This is a genomic window from Acinetobacter sp. CY81, assembly GCF_059515925.1.
Genome location: NZ_JCAKNC010000004.1, coordinates 300587 through 322423, shown reverse-complemented (window position 1 = coordinate 322423; position 21837 = coordinate 300587). Strand labels below are relative to the sequence as shown.

Below are 21837 nucleotides of genomic sequence, written 5' to 3'. Positions count from 1 at the left end.
TTGATGCCTTCGCTACGCATTAAACGCGTCAGGAAGTCGTAGTCCGTTTCGTTGCTTTGCATGATGAACGGACGGACGTCGTATTGTTGTTGAAGCCCACTGAGATCTAGGCTTAGGCTTGCTGCAAACAGTGGGCTTTTGTTTTGCCATTCTTGGAAGATGGTTTCAATGACTTCAACCGCTGATTTGTTCATGAACACACGGCTGTTGCGGCGTTTGTGCCACAGTGTGGTTGCGTCTTCTAAGTTGAGTTTGTAGAGGGTCAGTGAGCCATCACTTTGCCCTTGGGCTGCTTCGGTGATTATCCCTGTGGTTCTGAACAGTGTGCCATTTTCGGTCACTTGGTCTACGGCTACTTGGCAACCGATGAATTCTTTGAGGGAGATGGTGGCATTGGTAGATAAACAGATCAGTTCTGCTTTCACGCCTTCGTTAAGCGTGTGTTGTCCGTCTATGCGTTGTAGAAAGACTTCTTGGTTTAGACTTGGATTCGAGAATTGTACGTGTATTGCTCGTTTTTTTGAGTCAATGCCCAAACCATCCAAAACGCTGTTAATGTTGTCTAGAAAACTATTCATTAGCCAAATTAATTATTATTGAAATATTTTGAGATTATTATAAACAAAAAATGAACGAATTAGCTCAAAAATTAACAGTTTTATGTAAATGAATTAGATAAATAGATTTAAAGTGCCAACTGATCAAAATCATAGTTGGCTTTCATTTTATTTGAGTTAATTTAACCTGCATGATGAGTTATTTGATTATCCTTTTTTAACCAAATAGTGGAATTCTTTATTCCCATCTCCATCTAAATGCTCTTCTTGAAGCAATAATTCATGTCCCAAATGCATACAAAACTTTGGAATATCCCAAGATGTAGAGTTATCGGTTGCGAAGACTTCCACAATATCACCAGATTTAGACTTTCGAATCGCTTGATGTAACATCATCACAGGTTCAGGGCAACGTAGACCGCGCGTGTTAATTTGAATGGTAGGCGTAACATTGGACTCAGTCATGATTCAACTCAAGTTAAAAATCAAACCATTCTAACATAGCCAAGCACTACAGCTACCCCCATCAATTTTAAGCCTGACTATTTTCATCCACATTTAACTCAAGATTAACCTTTTTGAGGTTAGATTTAATTTCCCCTTTTCACATACCAAAATTTTAATTACCAAATTTTATTATTAATCATATATTTTAATGAATTTTGCTTATTTCTCACACTCCATCAACCCGTCTCATAAAATGATTTAATTCATTCCGACTAGTGTTCATGTTTATGCATAGACTTCTTTTTTTTCTGAGGTATGATAAAAATATTATTTTTATTTCAAGAGTCTTCAGGAAAGATCATGCAAGATGAGTCAGGTACATCATGGGGTATGCGCGGTTTACGCAAATGGTTAGGTACAGCGCCAGAAACCCGAGATGAACTATTAAAAATCGTACAAGATTCTCGTCGATTACTCGAGCCCGATACCGTTGCAATGCTTGAAGGTATTTTCGATCTACCAGCGACCAAAATCCGTGAAGTCATGACTCCTCGTACATCAATGGTCAGCTTACAAGAAGATGATGATCTGCTTGATATATTACCCGTTCTGATTGAGTCAGCACATTCTCGTTTTCCTGTGTTTTCAACTGATCAGCCTGATAATGTTGTTGGGATACTACTGGCCAAAGATCTTCTACCATTTTTGAGTGACCGTGATTCGAGCATTACTGTTCATGCCTTAATGCGCCAGCCAATATTTGTCCCAGAAAGCGCTCGTTCAGATCAAGTACTTCGTATGCTTAAAAATACGCAGACTCATATTGCGATTGTGATTGATGAATATGGTACGACTTCGGGATTGGTCACTTTAGAAGATATTCTGGAAGAGATTGTCGGTGAAATTGAAGATGAACATGACAATATTGATGAAGAAGCCAACTATATTATTCCAGACCAGTCACCTGAAACCGCAAATACTTGGATGGTTCAGGCACTTACACCAATTGAACATTTCAACAATATTTTAGATGCTGATTTTTCTGACGATGAAGTAGAGACTATGGGCGGTCTATTGCTTCAAGAAATTGGTCTTGTAAGCGATTTGCAAGGGCAAGTGATTGAACTCGATAATTGGGAATTTACCATTATCGAAGCAGATGCCCGCACTATTCATCTGATTCGAGCCGTACGTAAATGAGAGCTTTTTTTGACAAGCAGTTAAATCCTTCAAAACAACAAAAACCATTACCTTTTATTTTTCCATTGTTGATTGCCCTTATTTCAGGGGCAATCTTTAGTTTTGCATTAGCACCTTTTCATTGGTGGTGGTTAGCCATTCTTTCTCCAGCTTTGCTCTATGCTGTTTTACATCAAAAAACAGCAAAGCAAGCTTTTGCGATTGGTTTGTCTTATGGATTCGGTCTTTGGTTTGTCGGTGCTTTTTGGCTGTACACTTCTATCCATGTTTACGGCGATACCAATGCCTTTTTAAGTGTTGTGATGATTGTCATCATGGCACTGTTGATGGGTTTGTTTACTGCATTTCAAACATGGTTATACCGTCGATTCTTCCCAGAAACACCGCTGACCTTTGCCCCAATTTGGGTGTTATTTGAATGGGCAAAAACCTGGGTATTTACAGGTTTTCCATGGCTGTTCGCAGGTTATGCATTTACTGAGCGTTTACTCGATAACTATGCACCCCTTTTTGGTGTTTATGCTGTCTCTTTCGTGGTCATCCTATTGGCATGCGCGCTTGTTGAAACACTAAGAAGAAAATATGCATGGACATTTATTTCCCTCTTATTTGTAGTTGGTGCATGGGCTGTCTCTTTTATTCAATTTGTGGAAGAAAAACCTGAGAAGCCACTTTCAGTTTCTTTAATTCAGGGCAATATTCCACAAGACTTAAAATGGCTCACTGAATACCAAGTTAAAACTTTAGAAATTTATGCCGAGCTCAGTCGTAGTGAATGGGGACGTGATCTCATCGTTTGGCCAGAATCATCTATCCCTCTGTTCCAAACAGACATCGAACCCTTCTTAAAAGCACTCGATGAACAAGGTAAAACTACAGATACTGCTTGGGTGACAGGTATTCCCTATTGGGATCTTGAAGAGTCTCAGCAACACGGTTATCCGATGTATTACAATGCGATGATGGCATCTGGCAGTGATGCATCTGGCTTGTATAAAAAGCAACGCTTAGTGCCTTTTGGTGAATATATTCCCCTTTCAGGTTTCTTAAGTTGGGTTCTTCCTGCACTACAAAATGATCCTTCTATGAGTGGCTTTTCACGTGGTGATCGTGATCAACAACCTTTCTCAATTAAAGGTAAACACTTAGCTGCTGCGATTTGCTATGAAGTGGCTTATCCGAACTTAACGCGTCGTAATGCAATGAACAGTGATTTCCTTGTCACCGTTTCAAATGATGCATGGTTTAAAGGTACAGCTGGACCATTGCAACACTTACAAATGGTACAAATGCGCGCTAAAGAGAATGGTCGTTGGTTTATTCGTGCAACCAATACAGGTGTAACCGCATTTATTAACCATCAAGGGCAGATTGTAAAACAAGCCCCTATGGATGAAAGAGCCGTATTACGCGGTGAGTTACCTGCAATGCAAGGTCAAACCTTGTATAACCGTTTAAGTGATTGGCCTATTCTGATCTTTTCATTATTACTTTTAATTGTAGGCTGGATTTACCGTCCACGTAAGGTCGATGTCTCTTTTAAATCTAGACGTTAGTCCAAACTAAAACCTTAAAATCAGCGATAAAAAACCGAGACTTATTCTCGGTTTTTTATGAATTCTAAGTTTCTAAGCGATACACAATTTCTAAACGATATTTTTAAAATTGAGTCGCTAAATAAGACATCATCACAGCCAAACTTAACATCGGAATATAGCGATAAAGTTTGACGATCATCTGTTCAAAAGCAGAAGGTTGTTCATCTTGCTGAACATTCATCACGCTTGCATGCAAAGCACTACAAAAGCTGATAATGGAGATTGCACTAAACACACTGATCGCCATGAAGCCGACCATGATTTGGCTGCTGCCATCTGTATGTTGCCATAAGCTGATAAAAAATTGGCTCAATGGTAATAAGCTAAGAATCAACAGAACGGATTTTAGCATTGACCAATGAAATTGATTGATTTCATCTGCGATAAATAATGCTTTCATTTAACCCCCTCCATCATATTCCCATGTATTGGGATCTATTATGCAAGTATTTTAAAAAATAAAAAGTCTATATTTATCCATATTTTATTTTTCTTGTAACTATTAAATATGGGAATAATTCTTATTATAACTCTCAAATAGAAATAAATATTTTATTTAATTATTTCAACAACTTAAATTTTTGAATTAAATGATAAACATTATCACTTCATTTGGTATTTATTAATTCGATCAAATGAAGTGATTATTCCCACTCCAAATAAATCAGAATGATTTTCAATTAAGGTGTATAGAAAATATCTGCATCATTTCCTTCACCGCCTTGCTTCGCATCAGCACCAAAAGAATATAAATCGAATGCACGCCCATCTGAACCTGGAATTACATATTGCAAGTCATTATCCCAACTGTCTTTTGGATATCCACCTTTGACATAACCGCCTGGTAACCAATTTTTTGCAGATGCAGGCTGAGTGACTAATGCATCCAAACCGCCATCTTGCATAGATGGATATTGATTGTTGTCTAGTTTGTACTGATCTAATGCACCCGCCACACCTTTTAAAGTAATCAAAGTGGTATCGACTTTGGCTTTTTCACCACGTCCCATCACGTTCGGTACAATCAACGCTGCCAAAACACCCAAAATCACAATAACAACCATGACTTCAATTAAAGTAAAACCAGATTGCTTACCCTGCATCGTTTTTTGCATTTAATTTCTCTCTATATACATTCTGAATCATCAATGATTCTTATCAATAAGTCTTTCAATAAAAAGGTTGAATCTATTATTCGATTTTGGCACAGATCCATTGCGAATTAATTAAATCATATTGTTCATATTAACGATTGGCAACATCACTGCGATCACAATCACCAAAACTATACCTGCCATTAATACCAACATTAAAGGTTCAAGGAGTGCCAATAAAGTTGAAATGAGTGTCGTCACTTCTCGATCTTGCATGGTAGAAGCACGATCTAACATGCGATCCAACTCACCCGATGTCTCACCACTTTTAATCATTTGCACCATCATTGGGGGAAAATAACCACAACGCTCCAACTGCGTTCCTAGATTACCTCCTTCCGTGACTTTTTCTGCTGCAACATTGACTGCATCACGAATGACCCAGTTATTACTCACCGCTGCACCAATTTTTAATGCATCAACTAAAGGTACACCGGACTGCGTCAAAATCGATAAAGTACTAGAAAAACGTGCAGCATTAATTCCCTTAGACAGCTTTCCAAAAAGTGGCAATTTTAGGGTTAATCGGTCAAAGGCATAATGTCCTGCCGATGTTCTTAAAAAACGAATTAATAGAAAAATACCAAGACCTGAAAAGACCAACATGAATGGCCAAGCCTGTCGAATGAAGTCACTCGATTTCATTAATGCAACGGTGATCCAGGGCAATGCATCTTTATTTTGATCAAATGTTTTGACAATGTCTGGAACAACATAAGTCATTAATCCCATCACGATGGCAAATGACATCAGCATTAAAATAATCGGATAGACCATCGCCGCTTGGATTTTCTTTTGCATCGCAAAACGGTTTTCAGTGTAGTCAGCCAACTGATCTAAAATTAAATCTAAATGACCTGAACGTTCTCCTGCGGCAATCGTTGCAATATACAGATCAGGAAAACTACTCGACTGCTGCATCGCTTGTGCTAAGGAATGCCCTTCCATCACTTTAGAACGGACAGATGCCATCAAATTTTTAATATGCGCTTTTTCATTTTGTTTGGTGACCGCATGTAAAGCTTCTTCAAGTGGAATACCCGCTGCAACCAAAACCGACAATTGACGTGTCATCAATGCCAAATCATATGCCGTAAACTTTTTCCGAAATACGCTTGTAGATTGCTTTTTATCTTTCGATTCAACAGCATCAACATTAATCGGGATCCATTGTTTGTCCCTGAGTTGCTGTCGAATCTGTCGTGCTGAATCACCCTCGAGCACGCCTTTATGTTGCTTTCCTGATGCATCTACGGCGGTATATTGATATGCAGGCATTATAATGCTCTAGTACGTCCAATTAATTTGTCTGCAGTATTGCGTCAGACCACTAAAATCATTCATATTCATTCTTTATAAATGACAATTCACTTTAACATAAGCCTTTCAGCTTAACGATCAATTTCAACTCAGCGATTTATACTATATTTATGTCAAATACAACAGAATTAAGCCCAGCCATCTATCGCATTCGCGTCGCAGTGCCTGTGCATCTTTATGATTGTTTTGACTATCAAGTCTCTGCTGAGCAATATGCTCAAGCTGCTGTAGGAGCGCGGGTTTCTGTCTCTTTTGGCAGACAAAATCTCGTGGGTCTAATTACAGAAAAATTACCTCTAGATACACCTCTAGATCCCCGCTTTAAACTTAAAGCCATTACAGAGCTTTTGGATGATCATGCGATTTTAGATGATCAAGTTTTAAATTTAGTGAAATGGTCAGCATCTTATTATCAGTTCCCGATTGGCGAAGTGATGCATAGTGCAATTCCGACACTATTACGTCAGGGAAAACCATACAACTTACTTGCACTCACTTGGAAAATCATTGATCAACAAGCTGAAGACAAACTCAAACGCTCCTTAAAGCAACAAGATGCCTATAAAATTTTAAAGCTTCATCCACATGGAACGGCGGAGACTATCCTCAATTTGAGTGGGATTGAAACGGCGACACTCAAAGCACTCGAAAAAAAAGACATTATTCAATGTGAACTTGAACCGCAGGATTTCAGCCCAGAACCTGTACAACTGGCTCAAATGCCATTAACGGCCAATGACGAACAAAAAGTTGCCATTCAAAGTATTGTTAAATCCTTAAAAAAATATCAAGCCTTTCTACTCGATGGCTTAACCGGTAGTGGTAAAACAGAAGTCTATTTACAAGCCATGTACGAGGTATTGAAACAAGGTAAACAAGTATTGGTATTAGTGCCTGAAATTGGCTTAACCCCACAGACCGTGAGTCGCTTTCAATCTCGTTTTCATTGCAATATTGCTTTGCTCCATTCAGGTCTGAACGACAGTAAACGTCTGCAGGCATGGCAACATGCACAAACAGGCAAAGCATCAATTATTATCGGTACACGTTCTGCGCTATTTACCCCGATGCCAAATTTGGGGCTGATCATTCTAGATGAAGAACATGATTTATCATTTAAGCAGCATGAAGGCTTTCGTTACCATGCACGCGATGTTGCCATGTATCGTGCACATCTACAGAAATGTCCAATTGTATTAGGTTCAGCGACACCGAGTATTGATAGTTTTCATCTTGCCCATCAAGGTAAATTAACGCGTTTAGAATTAAATCACCGTGCTGGCGGTGCCATCATGCCTAAAATGCATTTGATTGATCTCAAAATTGCGAAAAAACAGCATGGTATTAGCGAAACCCTCATTAAAGAGATTCAAGACCGACTGGATAAAAAAGAGCAAGTCCTGATCTTTTTAAATCGACGTGGTTATGCACCTGTTTTAATTTGTGAAAGCTGTGCATGGCAAGCCAATTGTCCACATTGTGATGCTCACTTCACCCTACATAAAAAACCGTATGAACATTTACACTGTCACCATTGCGGAACGATCAACCGACTTCCTGATGCCTGCCCGCAATGTAATCAAAGCACTTTGAAGCCGATTGGTATGGGAACAGCAAAGGTTGAAGAAAGCCTGAATGAGCTTTTCCCCAATCAAAATATTGTTCGTGTCGATCGTGACTCTACAAGTCGTGTCGGAAGCTGGCAAAAAATCTACGATCAAATCCACAAAAGTGAACCGATGATTTTATTAGGCACGCAAATGCTTGCTAAAGGTCATCATTTTCCTTATGTGACTTTGGTTGCGATTTTAGATATTGACTCTGGATTACTCAGTGTTGATTTTCGAGCAACCGAACGAACTGCCCAACTCATTATTCAAGTTGCAGGTCGAGCGGGTCGTGGAGAGAAAAAAGGTGAAGTTTTCTTACAAACGCTCAGACCTGATCACCCGTTGCTAAATACTTTAATTACTAAAGATTATCGTGCTTTCGCCAAAGAAACCTTACATGACCGCGAAATAGCACTCCTACCTCCGTGTCGCTATGCAGTCATGCTTCGCTGTGAATCCAAAAGCCAAGAGGATAATCAAAAATTCCTCAATGAAATGACTCAACTTTTGCGTCAGCATTCAGGTGATTTGATTGATATTTGGGGACCAATCCCCGCACCGATGGAGCGTAAAGCAGGTCGCTTCCAAGCGCATGTGGTTTTATTATCAACTGAACGCGCCAAACTGCATTTTTACGTTCGAGAATGGTGGCAACAAGTTTTATTCTATAAGCCATCTTCGATGAAACTCACCATCGATGTTGATCCACAAGAGTTAAGTTAATTTGATTTATTCGTGAAGCTTACTCGCTTGATCTAAAACAAATGTAGGACTGTTACAGTTGATCATTTGAACTGATTCAATAAAATGAATTACATAGATAAAAATTTAAAGCCTCAAAGTGAATCACACAAATTTTCATACACAGGCATGCTTTTCAGGATTACAATTTCTACAGACCAATCATGATGCTTAGGAAGAGCCGATGTCGCTTTTGCTTCAAATAACGATTTTCTTAGGCGCTGTATTAATTCTTGTTCCACTCGGAAAAAGATTCGGCGTTGCAACCGTCCTCGGTTATCTTTTCACAGGTATTTTGCTTGGACCAAGTGTTTTAAATATTGCTCAAGACACCACTGCAATTTCACACTTAGCCGAATTTGGCGTCATTTTATTGATGTTCTTGATTGGTCTTGAACTCCGTCCACAACGATTGTGGCAAATGCGACGTTCAATTTTCGTAATTGGTAGTTCACAAGTCATCATCACAGGTGTGATTTTAATGGCGACTGTATGGTTGCTATTTCAACAGAGTTTAAGTGCCAGCTTCGTGATTGGCTTTGCATTGGCACTGTCTTCTACAGCGTTCGTCCTGCAACTGCTTTCAGAAAAACAACAACTCAATACAACCTATGGTCAGCAATCTTTTTCTATTTTACTGTTCCAAGATATTGCCGCTATTCCACTGATTGCGATTATTCCGCTATTGGCTGGTGCAGAGTCAACCCATCATGGTATTGCTTATTTTGCTGCAATCATTGCCACCTTTACAGGTCTGTTCCTGTTTAGTCGCTATATCATGCGCCCCTTCTTTAGATTCATTGTCAAAAGTGGCGCAACCGAATTGGTGACTGCCGCAGGATTATTCATTGTCCTCGGTGTAGTCGTGCTGATGGATGTACTCGGTATTAGCACAACATTAGGCGCATTTTTAACGGGTGTACTATTGGCAGACTCTGAGTTCAGACATGAACTTGAAGCCAGTATTACGCCCTTTAAAGGCTTATTGCTCGGTCTATTTTTTATGACCGTTGGGATGACGACACCTTTAGCATTAATTATCGAAGAACCCCTAATCATTATTGGTGGTGCTTTATTATTAATGCTCTTGAAAGCGCTCATCATGCTTGGTATTGCACGATATTATCAATACAACTGGAAACAAAGTGTTTTAACCGCTGTATGTTTAGCCCAAGGGGGTGAATTTGCTTATGTCATTATTGCAGTTGCAAAAAGTGAGAAAGTGATTAGCGATGCCATTATGAATCCTGTGACTTTGATTGTGACAGTTTCTATGGCGTTGACGCCTATTCTATTTTGGATTGTGACTAAGTGGTTAGTTCCGCATTTAGATCAACAGACTGAAGCCCCAGAGTATGATGATGTTCCAGATGAGCATCCTCATATGATCATTGCAGGTTTTGGTCGAGTGGGACAAATTATTGCTCGTTTGGCACATATGCATCGCCTACCCTTTACCGCAATTGATAACAATTTAGAACGGATCGATTTTGTTCGAAAATACGGCGGTAAGCTATACTATGGAGATGCCACTCAACCAGAGCTATTACGCTCCGCAGGCATCCTTAATGCCAAAGTCTTTGTATTGGCAATTGATGATGTAGAAGTCTCTATGAATGTGGCACGACACCTTCGATTGAACTATCCAAGTTTGATGTTAGTCGTACGTGCACGTGACCGCTATCATATGCATCTGCTCAAAGATTTAGGTATTGAATACATTTGGCGTGAAACCTATTTATCATCGCTCGGCATGGCATATCGAACATTATGTCTATTGGATATTCCTGAAGAACAAGCGCGAGAAAGCATTGAGCTATTCCGTGACTATGATGAGAAACTGATTGCAGAACAGCAGCGAATATACACGGATGAACAGAAAGTGTATGAAAGCTATCGTGGCTTTATTGCAGAGTTGGAACATATTTTTGAAAGTGATTCAAAGAACCTTCAGGAACATGATTCACCTTTAGAGCTTGGACCCAATGTATACAGACATCACTCCGATGCATCTAAATTCACCCATGCTCGCAATCATCCTCCTCAAGATCAAATTAATGTCTGTCGTGATGAAGAAAATTAACTTGTGATTTACAATTTCGTCACCATCTAAGCAGGGATTTGGAGAATTTTATGTCAGATTTACGTCAACGTTTTTATATTGAAAACAGTCCTGTTCGTGGTGAAGTCGTTCATCTAGAAAAAGCATTACAAACTATTTTGTCTCAGCGCGATTATGCACCTGCTATCCAAGTACTATTGGGTGAGATGTTAAGTGCAACCGCACTCCTTGCCAGTACGCTTAAAATTAAAGGACGTATTAGCCTCCAAATTCAAGCATCTGGCACACTCAAATGGGCTATGGCTGAATGTGATCATAATGGTGAAGTACGTGCTTTGGCGGATTATGAACAAGACCCTCACTTCAATGCGGCTGAAAACAGCAGTACCGTGCTGAATACCTTAGTCAGCCCTGTGCTTTTTATTAATATTGAGCCCGAGTTTGGTGAACGTTATCAAGGGATCGTGCCTTTAGATCAGCCGAATCTAGCAAAATGCTTAATGCAATATTATGATTTGTCTGCGCAAATCCCGACACGTATTGTTTTAGCAAGCTCTGCTGAACGTGCAGGTGGTTTACTGATTCAATTATTGCCACGTAATAATGAAGAAGAGCAACAACGCGTCGATGAAGACATTTGGCCACGTCTCACGATGCTGACAGAAACACTTAAAGCGGATGAGCTGACGCAATTAGAAGCGCAAGAAATTCTTTATCGTTTATATAACGAAGAAGAAGTGCGTCTTCCTGAGGTTGAAAATCTTTACTTCGGTTGTACCTGTTCAAAAGAACGTTGTGCTACAGCGCTTGAACAAATTGGTGTAGATTCAGTGAAAGAAACGCTGGAAGAGCAAAATCCAATTACGATGGATTGTCAGTTCTGCAATACACGTTATAGCTTTACAGCAGAAGAAGCTTTAGGTTTATTTGGTGAACACTTAAGCTAATTTAAACAATTACTTAATTGATTAAATTTATCAAAATTTGATTGTTTTGAGTACAAAAATGAGTAAGCATAGTCTTACTCATTTTTTTTGAACATAACAAAAACAGGATGTATGAGATGAATAAAATATATGGATTGTTACTCAGTGTATTATGTATGAGCACTGCATCTGCAAACGATTTTGCAGGAAAATGGAAAACAATCGATGATAAGACTGGATTTTCCCGTGCAGATGTTTTGGTGACTAAAAACTCAGATGGTAGCTATACAGGAAAGATCGTCACGATTCGCCCCCTACCCGATAAACCGTTAGTCGATGTCTGTGTTAACTGCAAAGGTTCTTTAAAAAACAAACCACTAGTAGGTTTAGAAATTGTTTCGGGCTTTAAACAAAATCCAAAATCACCATTGGAATATATCAATGGCAAAGTCCTAGACCCTCTTTCAGGCAATGTTTATAACGGTAAAGCCAAAATTAATGCACGTGGAAATCGCGTAAGTTTACGTGGCTATATCGGCGTATCAATGTTAGGACGTTCAACCACTTGGGTTCGTACCAACTAACAGTCCGATCTTGTAATTTAAAATACAGATATCTGTTGAATAGACTCACTGAAGTGAGTCTATTCAACATTGAAATAAAAGAAATATGTGTGACATTGATCTCAGATCATCCTTTTGAAAAAAATAGAAACAATTAAACACTAAGAAATAATACAGTCGTACAGCAAACTCAGCTAATAATGAATAAAACTTGATCAAAAAATATAGATAACCTATGGCAAAGAGCTATTACGAAGAACTCGGCATTTCACGTGATGCCAATCCAGAAGATATAAAAAAAGCATATCGTAAACTCGCACGTAAATATCACCCCGATGTCAGTAAAGAAGCTGATGCCGAAGCGAAGATGCAGAGCATCAATGTGGCCTATGATGTCCTGAGTAATCCAGAAAAGAAAAAACAATATGATTTCGAACTAGACCACCCTCAGAGTTTCGATCAGTTCCGTGACGGAAATTCTAATAGTGGATTCGGACAAGGATTCAATCAAAACACTGATCACAGCGGTTTTGATCAAAATGGTTCTAACCAAAATAACTATGGTGGATTTGAAGATTTATTTGGCCGTTTTGGACAAGGCTTTGGTGGCGGTCGGTATCAACGTAATGGTTCACAGGCAAACCAAAACCGTCAATCACAGCAATTTAGCTTCAAAGGTGAAGACCAACATGCTCGTATAGACGTGGATCTGAGTGTTGCTTTTGAAGGGGCAACCCAAACCATTACTTTGCAAATTCCAACCTACAATGTCTATGGTGAGCCAGAGGTTCAACGTAAAACACTACAAGTAAAAATCCCTAAAGGCATGAAAGAAGGTCAGCAAATCCGTTTAGCTAAACAAGGACAAGCTGGAATCAATGGCGGTGAAGCAGGTGATTTATATATTGAGATTCAATATATCAATACCGATCAGATTCGAGTTGAAGGTGCCGATATTTATTACAACATTGATATTAGCCCTTGGGAAGCAGCGCTAGGACAAGACATTGAAGTTATGACCCCTTCTGGAAAAGTGAAAGTCAGCATCCCTAAAAATACTGTCTACGGAAAACAATTACGCCTGAAAGACAAAGGTATTCCCTCTAAAACACCTGGGCATCTTTATTTGGTTCTCAATATTGTTTATCCAAAAGCTGAGACTGAACAGCAAATCAATGCCTATCAAGACTTTGCCCAAGCATTTTCGCACTTTAATCCGAGATCGAATTAAGGAGAATCATCATGACCACGATTCATTATCGAGAAATTATTAAAGATGGATGTTTAGAAGCTGAAATCGTCGATGAACATTATATTTTTGATTTAACACATTTCGCACAAGCATGTGGACAAAGCCCTGAATGGGTTCTGCAGCTCTTAGAATACGAAATCCTACCTGCCCGTTCAGAAACACGTATTCATCAATTCTTTGGTGATGAATTATCTCGTGCACGCCGTGCCTATCGCTTACAACGCGATTTTGATGCCAGTCTTTCTGCGGTAGCAATGATGTTGGATTTAATCGATGAGGTTCAACAACTACGCAAGGAAGTTAAACACGTACAAATGACGCATAGCTAAGTATTCTCAGCTATACAAATCTGATTTTCTTAGAATCAGTGCTTGCTAATTGCTCTATTATTTATCATTTGAAAGAGGTAATGACAGCGACATGAACAGCAAAAATTTGAATAAAAAGTTAAAGAACATGTTCCCAGAATATCGTGACTTAATGCAAAAGTTAGCGACTGAAGATGTCCATTTTGCAAGACTCATGGAAGATCATGATGATTTAAATCGTCAGATTACACAACTTGAGCAAGACCCCGTCAATCTAATCAATATCAATGATGACATCGAGCTATTAAAGCGCAAAAAACTCAAGTTGAAGGATCATCTTTATCAGATTTTAAAAACGACTTCTGTGCAAACTCAGATTTAAATCACTCGATTATCCTTACTATTTGAGACGAGTGATTTTTTCAACTTCTTTCATGGTTTTTTTAATCGGCTCATAATCTAAAAACCAGAAAAAATTCACATGCTGATCTTTATGTTGTTGCGCCAACATATCCATCACACTACGCTCTCCACGCCCAACTAAATGTCGTCGATAAAAGAAAATAATTAAAATAACGGTACACAGCAACATAATACCAATCATGATCCAAAACCCTCTCGGATCATGCAGTCCCGGAATAGCGACAAAGTTCATTCCGTAAATGCCTGTGAGTAACGTTAATGGTGCAAAGATCGCAGTAATAATCGCAAGAATTCGCATATTTTCATTGGTCTGGTTCGCTACTGCTGAAAAGTGTAAGTCAATTGCTGCTTGAATTGCATTTCTTAAACGAGTGGTATGTTTCTGAATACGTTCAATATGGCTGACTAAATCATCTACACGTACCAACACTAAATCTTGTTTTTCTGAATATTTCTTACCTTTCAAATGTGGATAGTTGTCAACGATTTCATCACGAAGTTCTTGTAGGGTTTCAATTTGCTCTTCACAAATATTTTCAACCTGTTGGAATGCCATATTTTCTTGTAATAGCTGATTCCACTGCGTAAAACGACGATGCCCCTGCAACAACTGTTGTTGCCAATATTCAACGCGTGCGGTTAAAGGAACTCTGAGATCTAAATAACCATCGACCATCGTATTTAATAATCTAAGCGTCAGATCGATAGGTGTTTTCGCCAATTTTCGAGGCTTGTTCTGCTCTTCCATAGCACGACAAACAATGGTTTCAATCCGTGTGACATAGTTTTCTATCGCCTTATTCCCTTGCTCACGAATGGTGACTAAAACTTGAGGATTGATAATAAAACTGGTCGGTGTGGTTGATAAGCCAAATAAACTTTCATGCTTTTCCAGAGCTTGATCACTAATATTGACTTTATCTTCGGGTGTAATCAGTTTTCTAAAAATCAATAAATCATAATCATCCATCGTATCGAAGACACACGGATGTTCTAAATTCAAAATATCACGGATATGAAATTCATTTAAGACTAGAGAAGTACACTGCTGAATGTCCTTATTCCATTCTTCTGATCGATTGATCACATCTGAACGCAAGCAATCCACCCAAATAAATTCAGGTGCTTGATCCTGTATTTTTGTTTTAGTCACATAAATATAATGTTCAGTCTGATGCTGATAAAAATAATAAGTTTGCATAGCGACGTTGTGATGAATGTTAGAATAAGTCTTAGCCGAAATCATGCCATAAAAAAAGCCTGCTTGATGCAGGCTTTTTTCAATAACAGTGTAAACAGATCAAGGGATTAAGCTTGTTCGATGTCTTTCATTGTTAATTTGATACGACCACGGTTGTCAACGTCAGCAACTTGTACTTTAATTTCTTGACCTTCAGTTAAGATATCAGTCACATTTGCAACGCGTTCATTCGAAATTTGTGAGATGTGAAGTAAACCATCAGTACCAGGAAGGATGTTTACGAACGCACCAAATTCAACGATACGAATGACTTTACCAGTGTAGATTGTACCTGGTTCGATTTCAGCAGTAAGTGCTTGGATTTTTGCAACAGCAGCAGCAGCGGCAGCTTTAGTTTCACCAAATACACGAACTGTACCGTTATCTTCGATATCGATTGCAGCTTTAGTTTCTTCAGTGATCGCACGAATCGTCGCACCACCTTTACCGATTACATCACGGATCTTATCAGGGTTGATATTGATCACTTGGAATGTAGGCGCGTGCATAGAAATTTCAGGACGAGCGCGTGAAATCACTTGATTCATTTCATTCAGGATGTGCATACGACCAGCATAAGCTTGGTTCAATGCAGCTTCCATGATTTCTTCAGTGATCCCTTCGATCTTGATGTCCATTTGAAGTGCAGTAATACCGTTTGCAGAACCTGCTACTTTAAAGTCCATATCACCCAAGTGATCTTCATCACCTAAGATGTCAGAAAGAACTGCGAAACGCTCGCCTTCTTTCACTAGACCCATTGCGATACCCGCAACTGGCGCTTTAAGCGGAACACCTGCATCCATAAGTGATAGCGAAGCGCCACATACAGAAGCCATTGAAGATGAACCGTTAGATTCAGTGATGTCAGATACGATACGGATGACGTACGGGAAGCGGTCAGCTGCTGGAAGAACAGCTTGAACACCACGGCGCGCTAAACGACCATGACCGATTTCACGACGCTTTGGACCAGATTCACGACCAGTTTCACCTACAGAGTATGCAGGGAAGTTGTAGTGCAACATGAAGTTGTCAGTTTTAGTACCAGCAAGGGTATCAACCATCAACGCATCACGAGTATTACCCAAAGTCGTTGTTACCAAGGCCTGAGTTTCACCACGTGTGAACAATGCAGAACCGTGAGCACGACCCAATACACCCACTTGTACGTCGATTGCACGAACAGTTTTCGTGTCACGACCATCAATACGTGGCTTACCAGACAAGATGTTGTCACGTACTGTACGGTATTTAAGGTCTTCAAATAATTCGTCAACTTCAGCAGCAATACCTGTTTCGTCATTTTCTGGAACGAACTGAGCAACAGCCTCTACGTGAAGTGCATCTAATGCAGCATAACGATCTTGCTTAACAGCAATTGTGTATGCTTCAGAGATTTTCGCTTCAAAAGCAGTTTTTAACTGACCAAGAAGTGCTTCATTTTTAACTGGAGCAACCCAAGTTGATTCAACTGCACCAGCAGCTTTAGCAAATTCGTTAATTGCTTGAATCGCGATTTGCATTTCGTCATGACCGAAAAGCACAGCACCTAACATTTGGTCTTCTGAAAGTTCTTTCGCTTCAGATTCAACCATCAATACAGCAGCTTCTGTACCCGCAACAACAAGATCAAGATCACTCTCTTTCATTTGTTCATGGTTCGGGTTAAGGATGTATTCACCGTTGATTAAACCAACACGTGCGCCAGCAATCGGACCACGGAAAGGAACACCCGCAATTGACATCGCAGCTGACGTACCCAACATTGCAGCAATGTCAGCATCCATCGTTTTGTCAGAAGAAATAACAGTCGCTGTTACTTGAATTTCGTTGTAGAAACCTTCTGGGAACAATGGACGAATTGGACGGTCAATCAAACGTGAAATTAAAGTTTCAGATTCAGACTGACGACCTTCACGCTTACCATAACCACCTGGAATACGACCAGCAGCATATTGTTTTTCTTGGTAGTTTACAGTCAATGGGAAGAAATCTTGACCCGCTTTTGCTTTTGGTTGAGCTACGATTGCAACAAGAACCTGTACACCACCCATTGTGATGACAACAGTATTAGCTTGACGAGCAACACGACCAGTTTCTAAAACAACTTGGTGTTGACCGTATTGGAATTCTTTACGAATAATATTAAACATCGACATATTTTTATGTTTCCCGATTTTCTTCTAGTGGAGACCCCTAAGGTTTGACATTCACAACTCAGAAATCCGAGTTCGATTATAAATGACAAAGCTTAGAAGCCGACCTCACCAGATAACTAAAATACTCATAATGAGTAAAATATGAATTTAAGACACAAAGAAGGAGCGAAACATCGCCCCTTCCCCATTATCTAGACCAAGCTAGATAGACTTTAGTTTTCAGTATTACAGCACGTAACATGCAATAGTCCGAAAATAAAAGTTTAATCGAATTAACGACGTAAACCTAAAGCAGCAATCAATGCAGCATAACGAGTAGCGTCTTTACCTTTAAGGTAATCAAGAAGCTTACGACGTTGGTTAACCATACGGATAAGACCGCGACGGCTATGGTGGTCGTGTTTATGTTCTTTGAAGTGACCTTGCAAATCATTGATTTGTGAAGTCAAAAGAGCTACTTGAACTTCTGGTGAACCAGTGTCGTTTTCAGCGCGAGCGAATTTAGCGATGATCTCTGCGCGATCTGCATTTGTTAAAGCCATTCGATTTCTCCGAGATGCTTATATGTTAAGTATTTGATACAAATCAACTTCACTCTTCAAAGCTAAGTTGACTGCCGTGCATCACTACAGCAGTCAACTATTTTAAAGGAACTACCCTCAGATTGCAAAGTTATCAGCATTTATCTTGTTTCAATAAACTGGCTTGCAAAAATGTCACGGACTACAAGCGCTAGAGACACTGACAAAAGCTGAAACTCCGTACACACTTTGATTCAATAAAAACAAATAACATGGAATCTTCGTGAAGTTATTTTCAACCAACACCTATTATGTCCCACAAGATTTAAACAGCATTACTCAAGCGAAACATGAAGTTTCAGCCGAAATGGGTGGGATGACAGAACAACAAGTTCAAAAAATTTGGCAGAGTGTCGAATCACTTTATAAATCAGGCAATCACCCACTCATCAGCCTATGTATTCGTCGCAAAGGTCAGATCATCATCAATCGAAGTATCGGATACCAACACGCGGTGACAAAAAATCAATCTGCTGATGATGCGGTTATTGCCAATCCCGATACGCCGATTTGTCTTTTTTCAGCCTCTAAAATCGTTAACGCAATGTTGGTTCATTTACTCAATCAACAAGGCAAAATTAACTTGTTTGATCCTGTGAGCCACTACATTCCTGAATTTGCTACCAATGGAAAACGTCGCGCAACCATTTTTCATTTGCTGTCGCATCGTGGTGGTATCCCCAATATTGAAACAGAAGTCACACCTGAGTTGCTCTTTGACCGCGAACAGATTTTAAAATTGTTATATGCCGCTAAACCTATCTCTTATAGTGGCAATCAATTGGCTTACCATGCTGTCACCGCGGGGTATATTTTAGGTGAACTGGTTGAACGAGTAACAGGACAAGATATTCGTCAGTTTTTGCATGAGAATATTGAAAACCCCATGGAAATGGATTTCTTCAATTATGGCTTAAAGCCTGAATATCGAGATCAAGTTGCGACTAACTATCCAACAGGCATGCATCCTAAATTAGGCACAGATCTTTACCTTAACCGTGTATTGGGTGGTGGATTACAACTCACCGTTGACGTGACCAACGATCCTCGTTTTATGGATACCGTTTGCCCAGCAGGAAATATTTATACCAGCGCAGAGCAAGCCAATCGTTTTTTTGAGATGTTACTCAATGGCGGAAATTATAAAGGTAAACAAATTTTAAGCCCTGAAACGGTATTTCGCTCAACCCTACCAACATCAAAAACCACCATTGACCGTAACTTGCTTGCACCAATGCGCTATGCACTTGGACCAATGTTGGGTAGTAATCCTGTTGGAATATTTGGTCCAAATTCAGGGCAAGCCTTTGGTCATTTAGGTTTTTCAAACATTCTATGTTGGGCGGATCCTGAGCGTGATATTAGTGTTGCCTTATTGAATACAGGTAAATCTGTGGTGGGAACTCATTTGCCCGCCTTAGCTAATGTGCTTTATCAAATCTCAACTCAATGTCCAAAAATTTCCAAAGATAAGCGTCGTGCATTATTTGGCACTGATCGAAATGAAACTGAACTGGTTTAAGCAATTTCCGACTCATCGCCCATTGGTAAAATAATACTCAATAAAAAAGCCATCTCATAAATCAGATGGCTTTTCTTTTTTATTAAAAATTCAACCGTATTATTAGCCTGAACATACGGTAACAAAGAAAATCCGACGACAAGTTTGACCCGATGGCTGAGTTACAGCAGGTGGTTGAACGACTTGTGGAGGATTAACAGGTGGTTGAACCGTTGGAGGTTGTACTGTAGGTGGCTGTACCACTGGCGGGTGGGTTACAGATGGTTGAATCGTTCCTGCAGTAACTCCTCGAACTGCCGAAGCTAAGTCTAAACGTGGAGTCACTCTATTACTTGTACGATGATCCGTAGTCAATTTACCACTATTGCTCAATCGTTGAGTGAGTTGATCAATACTTTCGTTAGGGAGTGCCGCACGCAATACAGCATAAGCACCCGCAACATGTGGCGTAGCTTGTGATGTACCACCTTTCGTAAATCCGCCTGCATTAATTTGACCACCAGGCGCTAAGAAACTTAAGTTTTGATTAGAGTTTGAAAAACAAGTAACTTTATCGGCTACAGCGTTATCCGTACAAACACCTGTTCTAACCCGACCTAAATTTGCTTCCCAAACCGCACCGACAGAAACAGCACGTTGTAAACATGCAGGGTAAGCGATTCTATTTGTTGATCCCGCATTACCACTTGCAATCACAGGAACAACCCCGACATTGCGCAGGTTATCTAGTGGGGTTTGTAACGCACCACTACAGTAATTACTTGATCCTAAATTGTCAGCGCCAAAGCTCATATTTGCGACTGAAATATTAAAACTTTTCGCATTATTAACCACCCAGTTAATCGCAGCCAACATATCCTGCTCACCCGTACCACCACCATCATATGAGCTCATCATATCTAAACCAATCAGTTTAGCTTTTGGTGCCACCGCTGCAACAATCCCTGCAACATTAGACCCATGACCATTGTTATCAAGTGAACGATCATCTCTTGAAATATCAGCCACGTATGAAACGCGACACGTTGCTGCAGGTACACCAGGTGCAGTACAACTACCAAAATCAGCATGTCTATAGTTCAGACCTGAATCTAAAATAGCGACCGTTGTACCCTCACCACTAAACCCTGAGCTATTTGCCGTTGGTTGACCAATCAAATTTAAACTTTGGCTGATTGACTGTGATTTAAGGGTTCTATTTGGATAAACAGCCTTTACTTCTGGATCGTTAAGTAAAGCAATTAAGCTGTCACGATTTGAAATACGCTGAAAGCTCAATGGAAGACCATTGTATTCACGCAATAACTCCACCCCACCGCGACGACCAATACGCTCTCGAATCTGTTGTTTACGTTCTGCAATTTTACTACGAATGTTCGCACCGTAAGATCTCGGCGTGTCAGTGACATATTCAACAATCAAGTCATTTGAATTATTTTTCAATAAGGCTTCTAAATGAATAGAACCATCTAATACTTTTTGTTTTGCTGCGGCAGTTAACTGTCGATGTGCTTGTTCTGTACTGATTTGTGCATGAGATACGCCACTTAAACAAAGCCCGAGCGTCATCACACACCATAAAGTGCTTTTTTTCATTGCTACTCCATTTTTTTCATTTCATGGTTAAATAATTTGTAGTTAAGTCATTTTTTAGTGAGGCAATTTAATTTTTTTCTATAATTTGATTACCTGGGTCTGTCTCAGGATCTATCGGTTGGATAGATAAATCACTTTTGGTATCAATAAATTCATTCTGTTGACTATTTTCAGCTTCATGTTGTGTAGATATAGGTTGATTAACAATCAACGCTTCTGAAGACGATTGACTATTCGTACTAGTCGATAGCGGAAACTCATCAACCACCGCAGAAGATGATGCTATTGGAGATGAATCATCAGGTTTCATCAGCCAAACTACGGCAGCCAATATCAACAAGACAGCGATTAAAATTATTATTTTGTTTTTCATAGGATTAATTAATTTATAGTTTCAAGCATATTATTTTATTAATTTACACTTCACAATTGTCATGATTCATTAATTTAATGTGAAAAATGTAAATCATGAAAAAGCCCTAAGATTGCTCTTAGGGCTTTTTCTGCGCTGTAGGTTCTTATGTTTTAATTATGGTTATATTATCTATATCGTTATTATCAGTGATTGTTCACTC

20 protein-coding genes are annotated in these 21837 nt (G+C 39.5%); 10 read left to right on the top strand and 10 right to left on the bottom strand.

All coding sequences use genetic code 11. The annotated features are described in order from the left end of the window. A partial coding sequence (locus AC5YDM_RS07650) for a phage late control D family protein (RefSeq protein WP_496151513.1) occupies positions 1-578 on the bottom strand: 578 nt, incomplete at its 3' end. A 186-nt stretch (positions 579-764) separates the two neighbouring features. Continuing rightward, complete coding sequence (gene tusA / locus AC5YDM_RS07645; protein WP_496151512.1) at positions 765-1022, bottom strand: sulfurtransferase TusA; 258 nt, start codon at positions 1020-1022, stop codon at positions 765-767. Positions 1023-1364: 342 nt separating this feature from the next. Between tusA and AC5YDM_RS07640 the strand changes: the two genes are divergently transcribed. Next, complete coding sequence (locus AC5YDM_RS07640; protein ID WP_496151511.1) at positions 1365-2204, top strand: CorC family transporter; 840 nt, start codon at positions 1365-1367, stop codon at positions 2202-2204. After that, a complete protein-coding gene (gene lnt / locus AC5YDM_RS07635; RefSeq protein WP_496151510.1) occupies positions 2201-3760 on the top strand; it encodes an apolipoprotein N-acyltransferase in 1560 nt (519 codons plus the stop codon). The genes AC5YDM_RS07640 and lnt overlap by 4 nt, the downstream gene beginning before the upstream one ends. Positions 3761-3863: 103 nt before the next feature. Here lnt and AC5YDM_RS07630 read toward each other — a convergent pair whose 3' ends face one another. The 3 genes from AC5YDM_RS07630 to gspF form a co-directional block, all read right to left on the bottom strand. Further along, positions 3864-4202: a hypothetical protein gene (locus AC5YDM_RS07630; RefSeq protein WP_496151509.1), complete on the bottom strand. Its 339-nt coding sequence runs from the start codon at positions 4200-4202 to the stop codon at positions 3864-3866. Between the two features lie 280 nt (positions 4203-4482). Further along, complete coding sequence (gspG, locus tag AC5YDM_RS07625) at positions 4483-4917, bottom strand: type II secretion system major pseudopilin GspG (protein ID WP_496151508.1); 435 nt, start codon at positions 4915-4917, stop codon at positions 4483-4485. A gap of 111 nt (positions 4918-5028) precedes the next feature. After that, complete coding sequence (gene gspF / locus AC5YDM_RS07620; RefSeq protein ID WP_496151507.1) at positions 5029-6234, bottom strand: type II secretion system inner membrane protein GspF; 1206 nt, start codon at positions 6232-6234, stop codon at positions 5029-5031. A gap of 152 nt (positions 6235-6386) precedes the next feature. On the opposite strand from gspF, the gene AC5YDM_RS07615 reads away from it, so the two are divergent. From AC5YDM_RS07615 to AC5YDM_RS07585, 7 genes are all read left to right on the top strand, one after another. Then, on the top strand, positions 6387-8609 hold the full coding sequence (locus tag AC5YDM_RS07615; protein ID WP_496151506.1) for a primosomal protein N': 2223 nt from the start codon (positions 6387-6389) through the stop codon (positions 8607-8609). Between the two features lie 202 nt (positions 8610-8811). Then, positions 8812-10710 carry a monovalent cation:proton antiporter-2 (CPA2) family protein gene (locus AC5YDM_RS07610; RefSeq protein WP_496151505.1) on the top strand — a complete coding sequence of 633 codons (1899 nt, stop codon included), beginning with the start codon at positions 8812-8814 and terminating at the stop codon, positions 10708-10710. A 50-nt stretch (positions 10711-10760) separates the two neighbouring features. Continuing rightward, positions 10761-11636 carry an Hsp33 family molecular chaperone HslO gene (gene hslO, locus AC5YDM_RS07605; RefSeq protein ID WP_496151504.1) on the top strand — a complete coding sequence of 292 codons (876 nt, stop codon included), beginning with the start codon at positions 10761-10763 and terminating at the stop codon, positions 11634-11636. Between the two features lie 116 nt (positions 11637-11752). Then, positions 11753-12199: a DUF2147 domain-containing protein gene (locus AC5YDM_RS07600; RefSeq protein WP_496151503.1), complete on the top strand. Its 447-nt coding sequence runs from the start codon at positions 11753-11755 to the stop codon at positions 12197-12199. A 214-nt stretch (positions 12200-12413) separates the two neighbouring features. Beyond that, positions 12414-13409: a DnaJ C-terminal domain-containing protein gene (locus AC5YDM_RS07595; RefSeq protein ID WP_496151502.1), complete on the top strand. Its 996-nt coding sequence runs from the start codon at positions 12414-12416 to the stop codon at positions 13407-13409. 11 nt (positions 13410-13420) lie between these two features. Beyond that, the gene (locus AC5YDM_RS07590; protein WP_496151501.1) at positions 13421-13759 is read left to right on the top strand and encodes a chaperone modulator CbpM; all 339 of its coding nucleotides are present in this window, start codon (positions 13421-13423) and stop codon (positions 13757-13759) included. 91 nt (positions 13760-13850) lie between these two features. Continuing rightward, complete coding sequence (locus tag AC5YDM_RS07585; protein WP_496151500.1) at positions 13851-14120, top strand: HP1242/YdcH family protein; 270 nt, start codon at positions 13851-13853, stop codon at positions 14118-14120. A gap of 18 nt (positions 14121-14138) precedes the next feature. On the opposite strand, the gene AC5YDM_RS07580 is transcribed toward AC5YDM_RS07585, so the two are convergent. The 3 genes from AC5YDM_RS07580 to rpsO all read right to left on the bottom strand — a co-directional run bounded on the left by AC5YDM_RS07580 (position 14139) and on the right by rpsO (position 18105). Then, positions 14139-15362 carry a magnesium transporter CorA family protein gene (locus AC5YDM_RS07580; RefSeq protein WP_496151526.1) on the bottom strand — a complete coding sequence of 408 codons (1224 nt, stop codon included), beginning with the start codon at positions 15360-15362 and terminating at the stop codon, positions 14139-14141. A 107-nt stretch (positions 15363-15469) separates the two neighbouring features. Beyond that, positions 15470-17557: a polyribonucleotide nucleotidyltransferase gene (pnp, locus tag AC5YDM_RS07575; RefSeq protein WP_496151525.1), complete on the bottom strand. Its 2088-nt coding sequence runs from the start codon at positions 17555-17557 to the stop codon at positions 15470-15472. Positions 17558-17835: 278 nt separating this feature from the next. Beyond that, positions 17836-18105 carry a 30S ribosomal protein S15 gene (gene rpsO / locus AC5YDM_RS07570; RefSeq protein WP_496151499.1) on the bottom strand — a complete coding sequence of 90 codons (270 nt, stop codon included), beginning with the start codon at positions 18103-18105 and terminating at the stop codon, positions 17836-17838. Positions 18106-18367: 262 nt separating this feature from the next. On the opposite strand from rpsO, the gene AC5YDM_RS07565 reads away from it, so the two are divergent. Next, positions 18368-19666 (top strand): serine hydrolase domain-containing protein, encoded by a 1299-nt coding sequence (locus AC5YDM_RS07565; RefSeq protein ID WP_496151498.1) that lies wholly within the window; start codon positions 18368-18370, stop codon positions 19664-19666. A gap of 102 nt (positions 19667-19768) precedes the next feature. On the opposite strand, the gene AC5YDM_RS07560 is transcribed toward AC5YDM_RS07565, so the two are convergent. Together AC5YDM_RS07560 and AC5YDM_RS07555 are read right to left on the bottom strand one after the other, a co-directional pair. Then, the gene (locus AC5YDM_RS07560; protein WP_496151497.1) at positions 19769-21262 is read right to left on the bottom strand and encodes a S8 family peptidase; all 1494 of its coding nucleotides are present in this window, start codon (positions 21260-21262) and stop codon (positions 19769-19771) included. Between the two features lie 67 nt (positions 21263-21329). After that, positions 21330-21635 (bottom strand): hypothetical protein, encoded by a 306-nt coding sequence (locus AC5YDM_RS07555; RefSeq protein ID WP_496151496.1) that lies wholly within the window; start codon positions 21633-21635, stop codon positions 21330-21332. Between the last annotated feature and the right edge of the window lie 202 nt (positions 21636-21837).

Bases quoted from the DNA above. Each gene is read 5' to 3' on its own strand.
- AC5YDM_RS07615 (WP_496151506.1), top strand. From the start codon at position 6,387: ATGTCAAATACAACAGAATTAAGCCCAGCCATCTATCGCATTCGCGTC.
- rpsO (WP_496151499.1), bottom strand. From the start codon at position 18,105: ATGGCTTTAACAAATGCAGATCGCGCAGAGATCATCGCTAAATTCGCT.
- AC5YDM_RS07585 (WP_496151500.1), top strand. From the start codon at position 13,851: ATGAACAGCAAAAATTTGAATAAAAAGTTAAAGAACATGTTCCCAGAA.
- hslO (WP_496151504.1), top strand. From the start codon at position 10,761: ATGTCAGATTTACGTCAACGTTTTTATATTGAAAACAGTCCTGTTCGT.
- lnt (WP_496151510.1), top strand. From the start codon at position 2,201: ATGAGAGCTTTTTTTGACAAGCAGTTAAATCCTTCAAAACAACAAAAA.
- AC5YDM_RS07610 (WP_496151505.1), top strand. From the start codon at position 8,812: ATGTCGCTTTTGCTTCAAATAACGATTTTCTTAGGCGCTGTATTAATT.
- tusA (WP_496151512.1), bottom strand. From the start codon at position 1,022: ATGACTGAGTCCAATGTTACGCCTACCATTCAAATTAACACGCGCGGT.
- AC5YDM_RS07555 (WP_496151496.1), bottom strand. From the start codon at position 21,635: ATGAAAAACAAAATAATAATTTTAATCGCTGTCTTGTTGATATTGGCT.
- AC5YDM_RS07595 (WP_496151502.1), top strand. From the start codon at position 12,414: ATGGCAAAGAGCTATTACGAAGAACTCGGCATTTCACGTGATGCCAAT.
- AC5YDM_RS07630 (WP_496151509.1), bottom strand. From the start codon at position 4,202: ATGAAAGCATTATTTATCGCAGATGAAATCAATCAATTTCATTGGTCA.
- AC5YDM_RS07590 (WP_496151501.1), top strand. From the start codon at position 13,421: ATGACCACGATTCATTATCGAGAAATTATTAAAGATGGATGTTTAGAA.
- AC5YDM_RS07560 (WP_496151497.1), bottom strand. From the start codon at position 21,262: ATGAAAAAAAGCACTTTATGGTGTGTGATGACGCTCGGGCTTTGTTTA.
- gspF (WP_496151507.1), bottom strand. From the start codon at position 6,234: ATGCCTGCATATCAATATACCGCCGTAGATGCATCAGGAAAGCAACAT.
- gspG (WP_496151508.1), bottom strand. From the start codon at position 4,917: ATGCAAAAAACGATGCAGGGTAAGCAATCTGGTTTTACTTTAATTGAA.
- AC5YDM_RS07580 (WP_496151526.1), bottom strand. From the start codon at position 15,362: ATGCAAACTTATTATTTTTATCAGCATCAGACTGAACATTATATTTAT.
- AC5YDM_RS07640 (WP_496151511.1), top strand. From the start codon at position 1,365: ATGCAAGATGAGTCAGGTACATCATGGGGTATGCGCGGTTTACGCAAA.
- AC5YDM_RS07600 (WP_496151503.1), top strand. From the start codon at position 11,753: ATGAATAAAATATATGGATTGTTACTCAGTGTATTATGTATGAGCACT.
- pnp (WP_496151525.1), bottom strand. From the start codon at position 17,557: ATGTTTAATATTATTCGTAAAGAATTCCAATACGGTCAACACCAAGTT.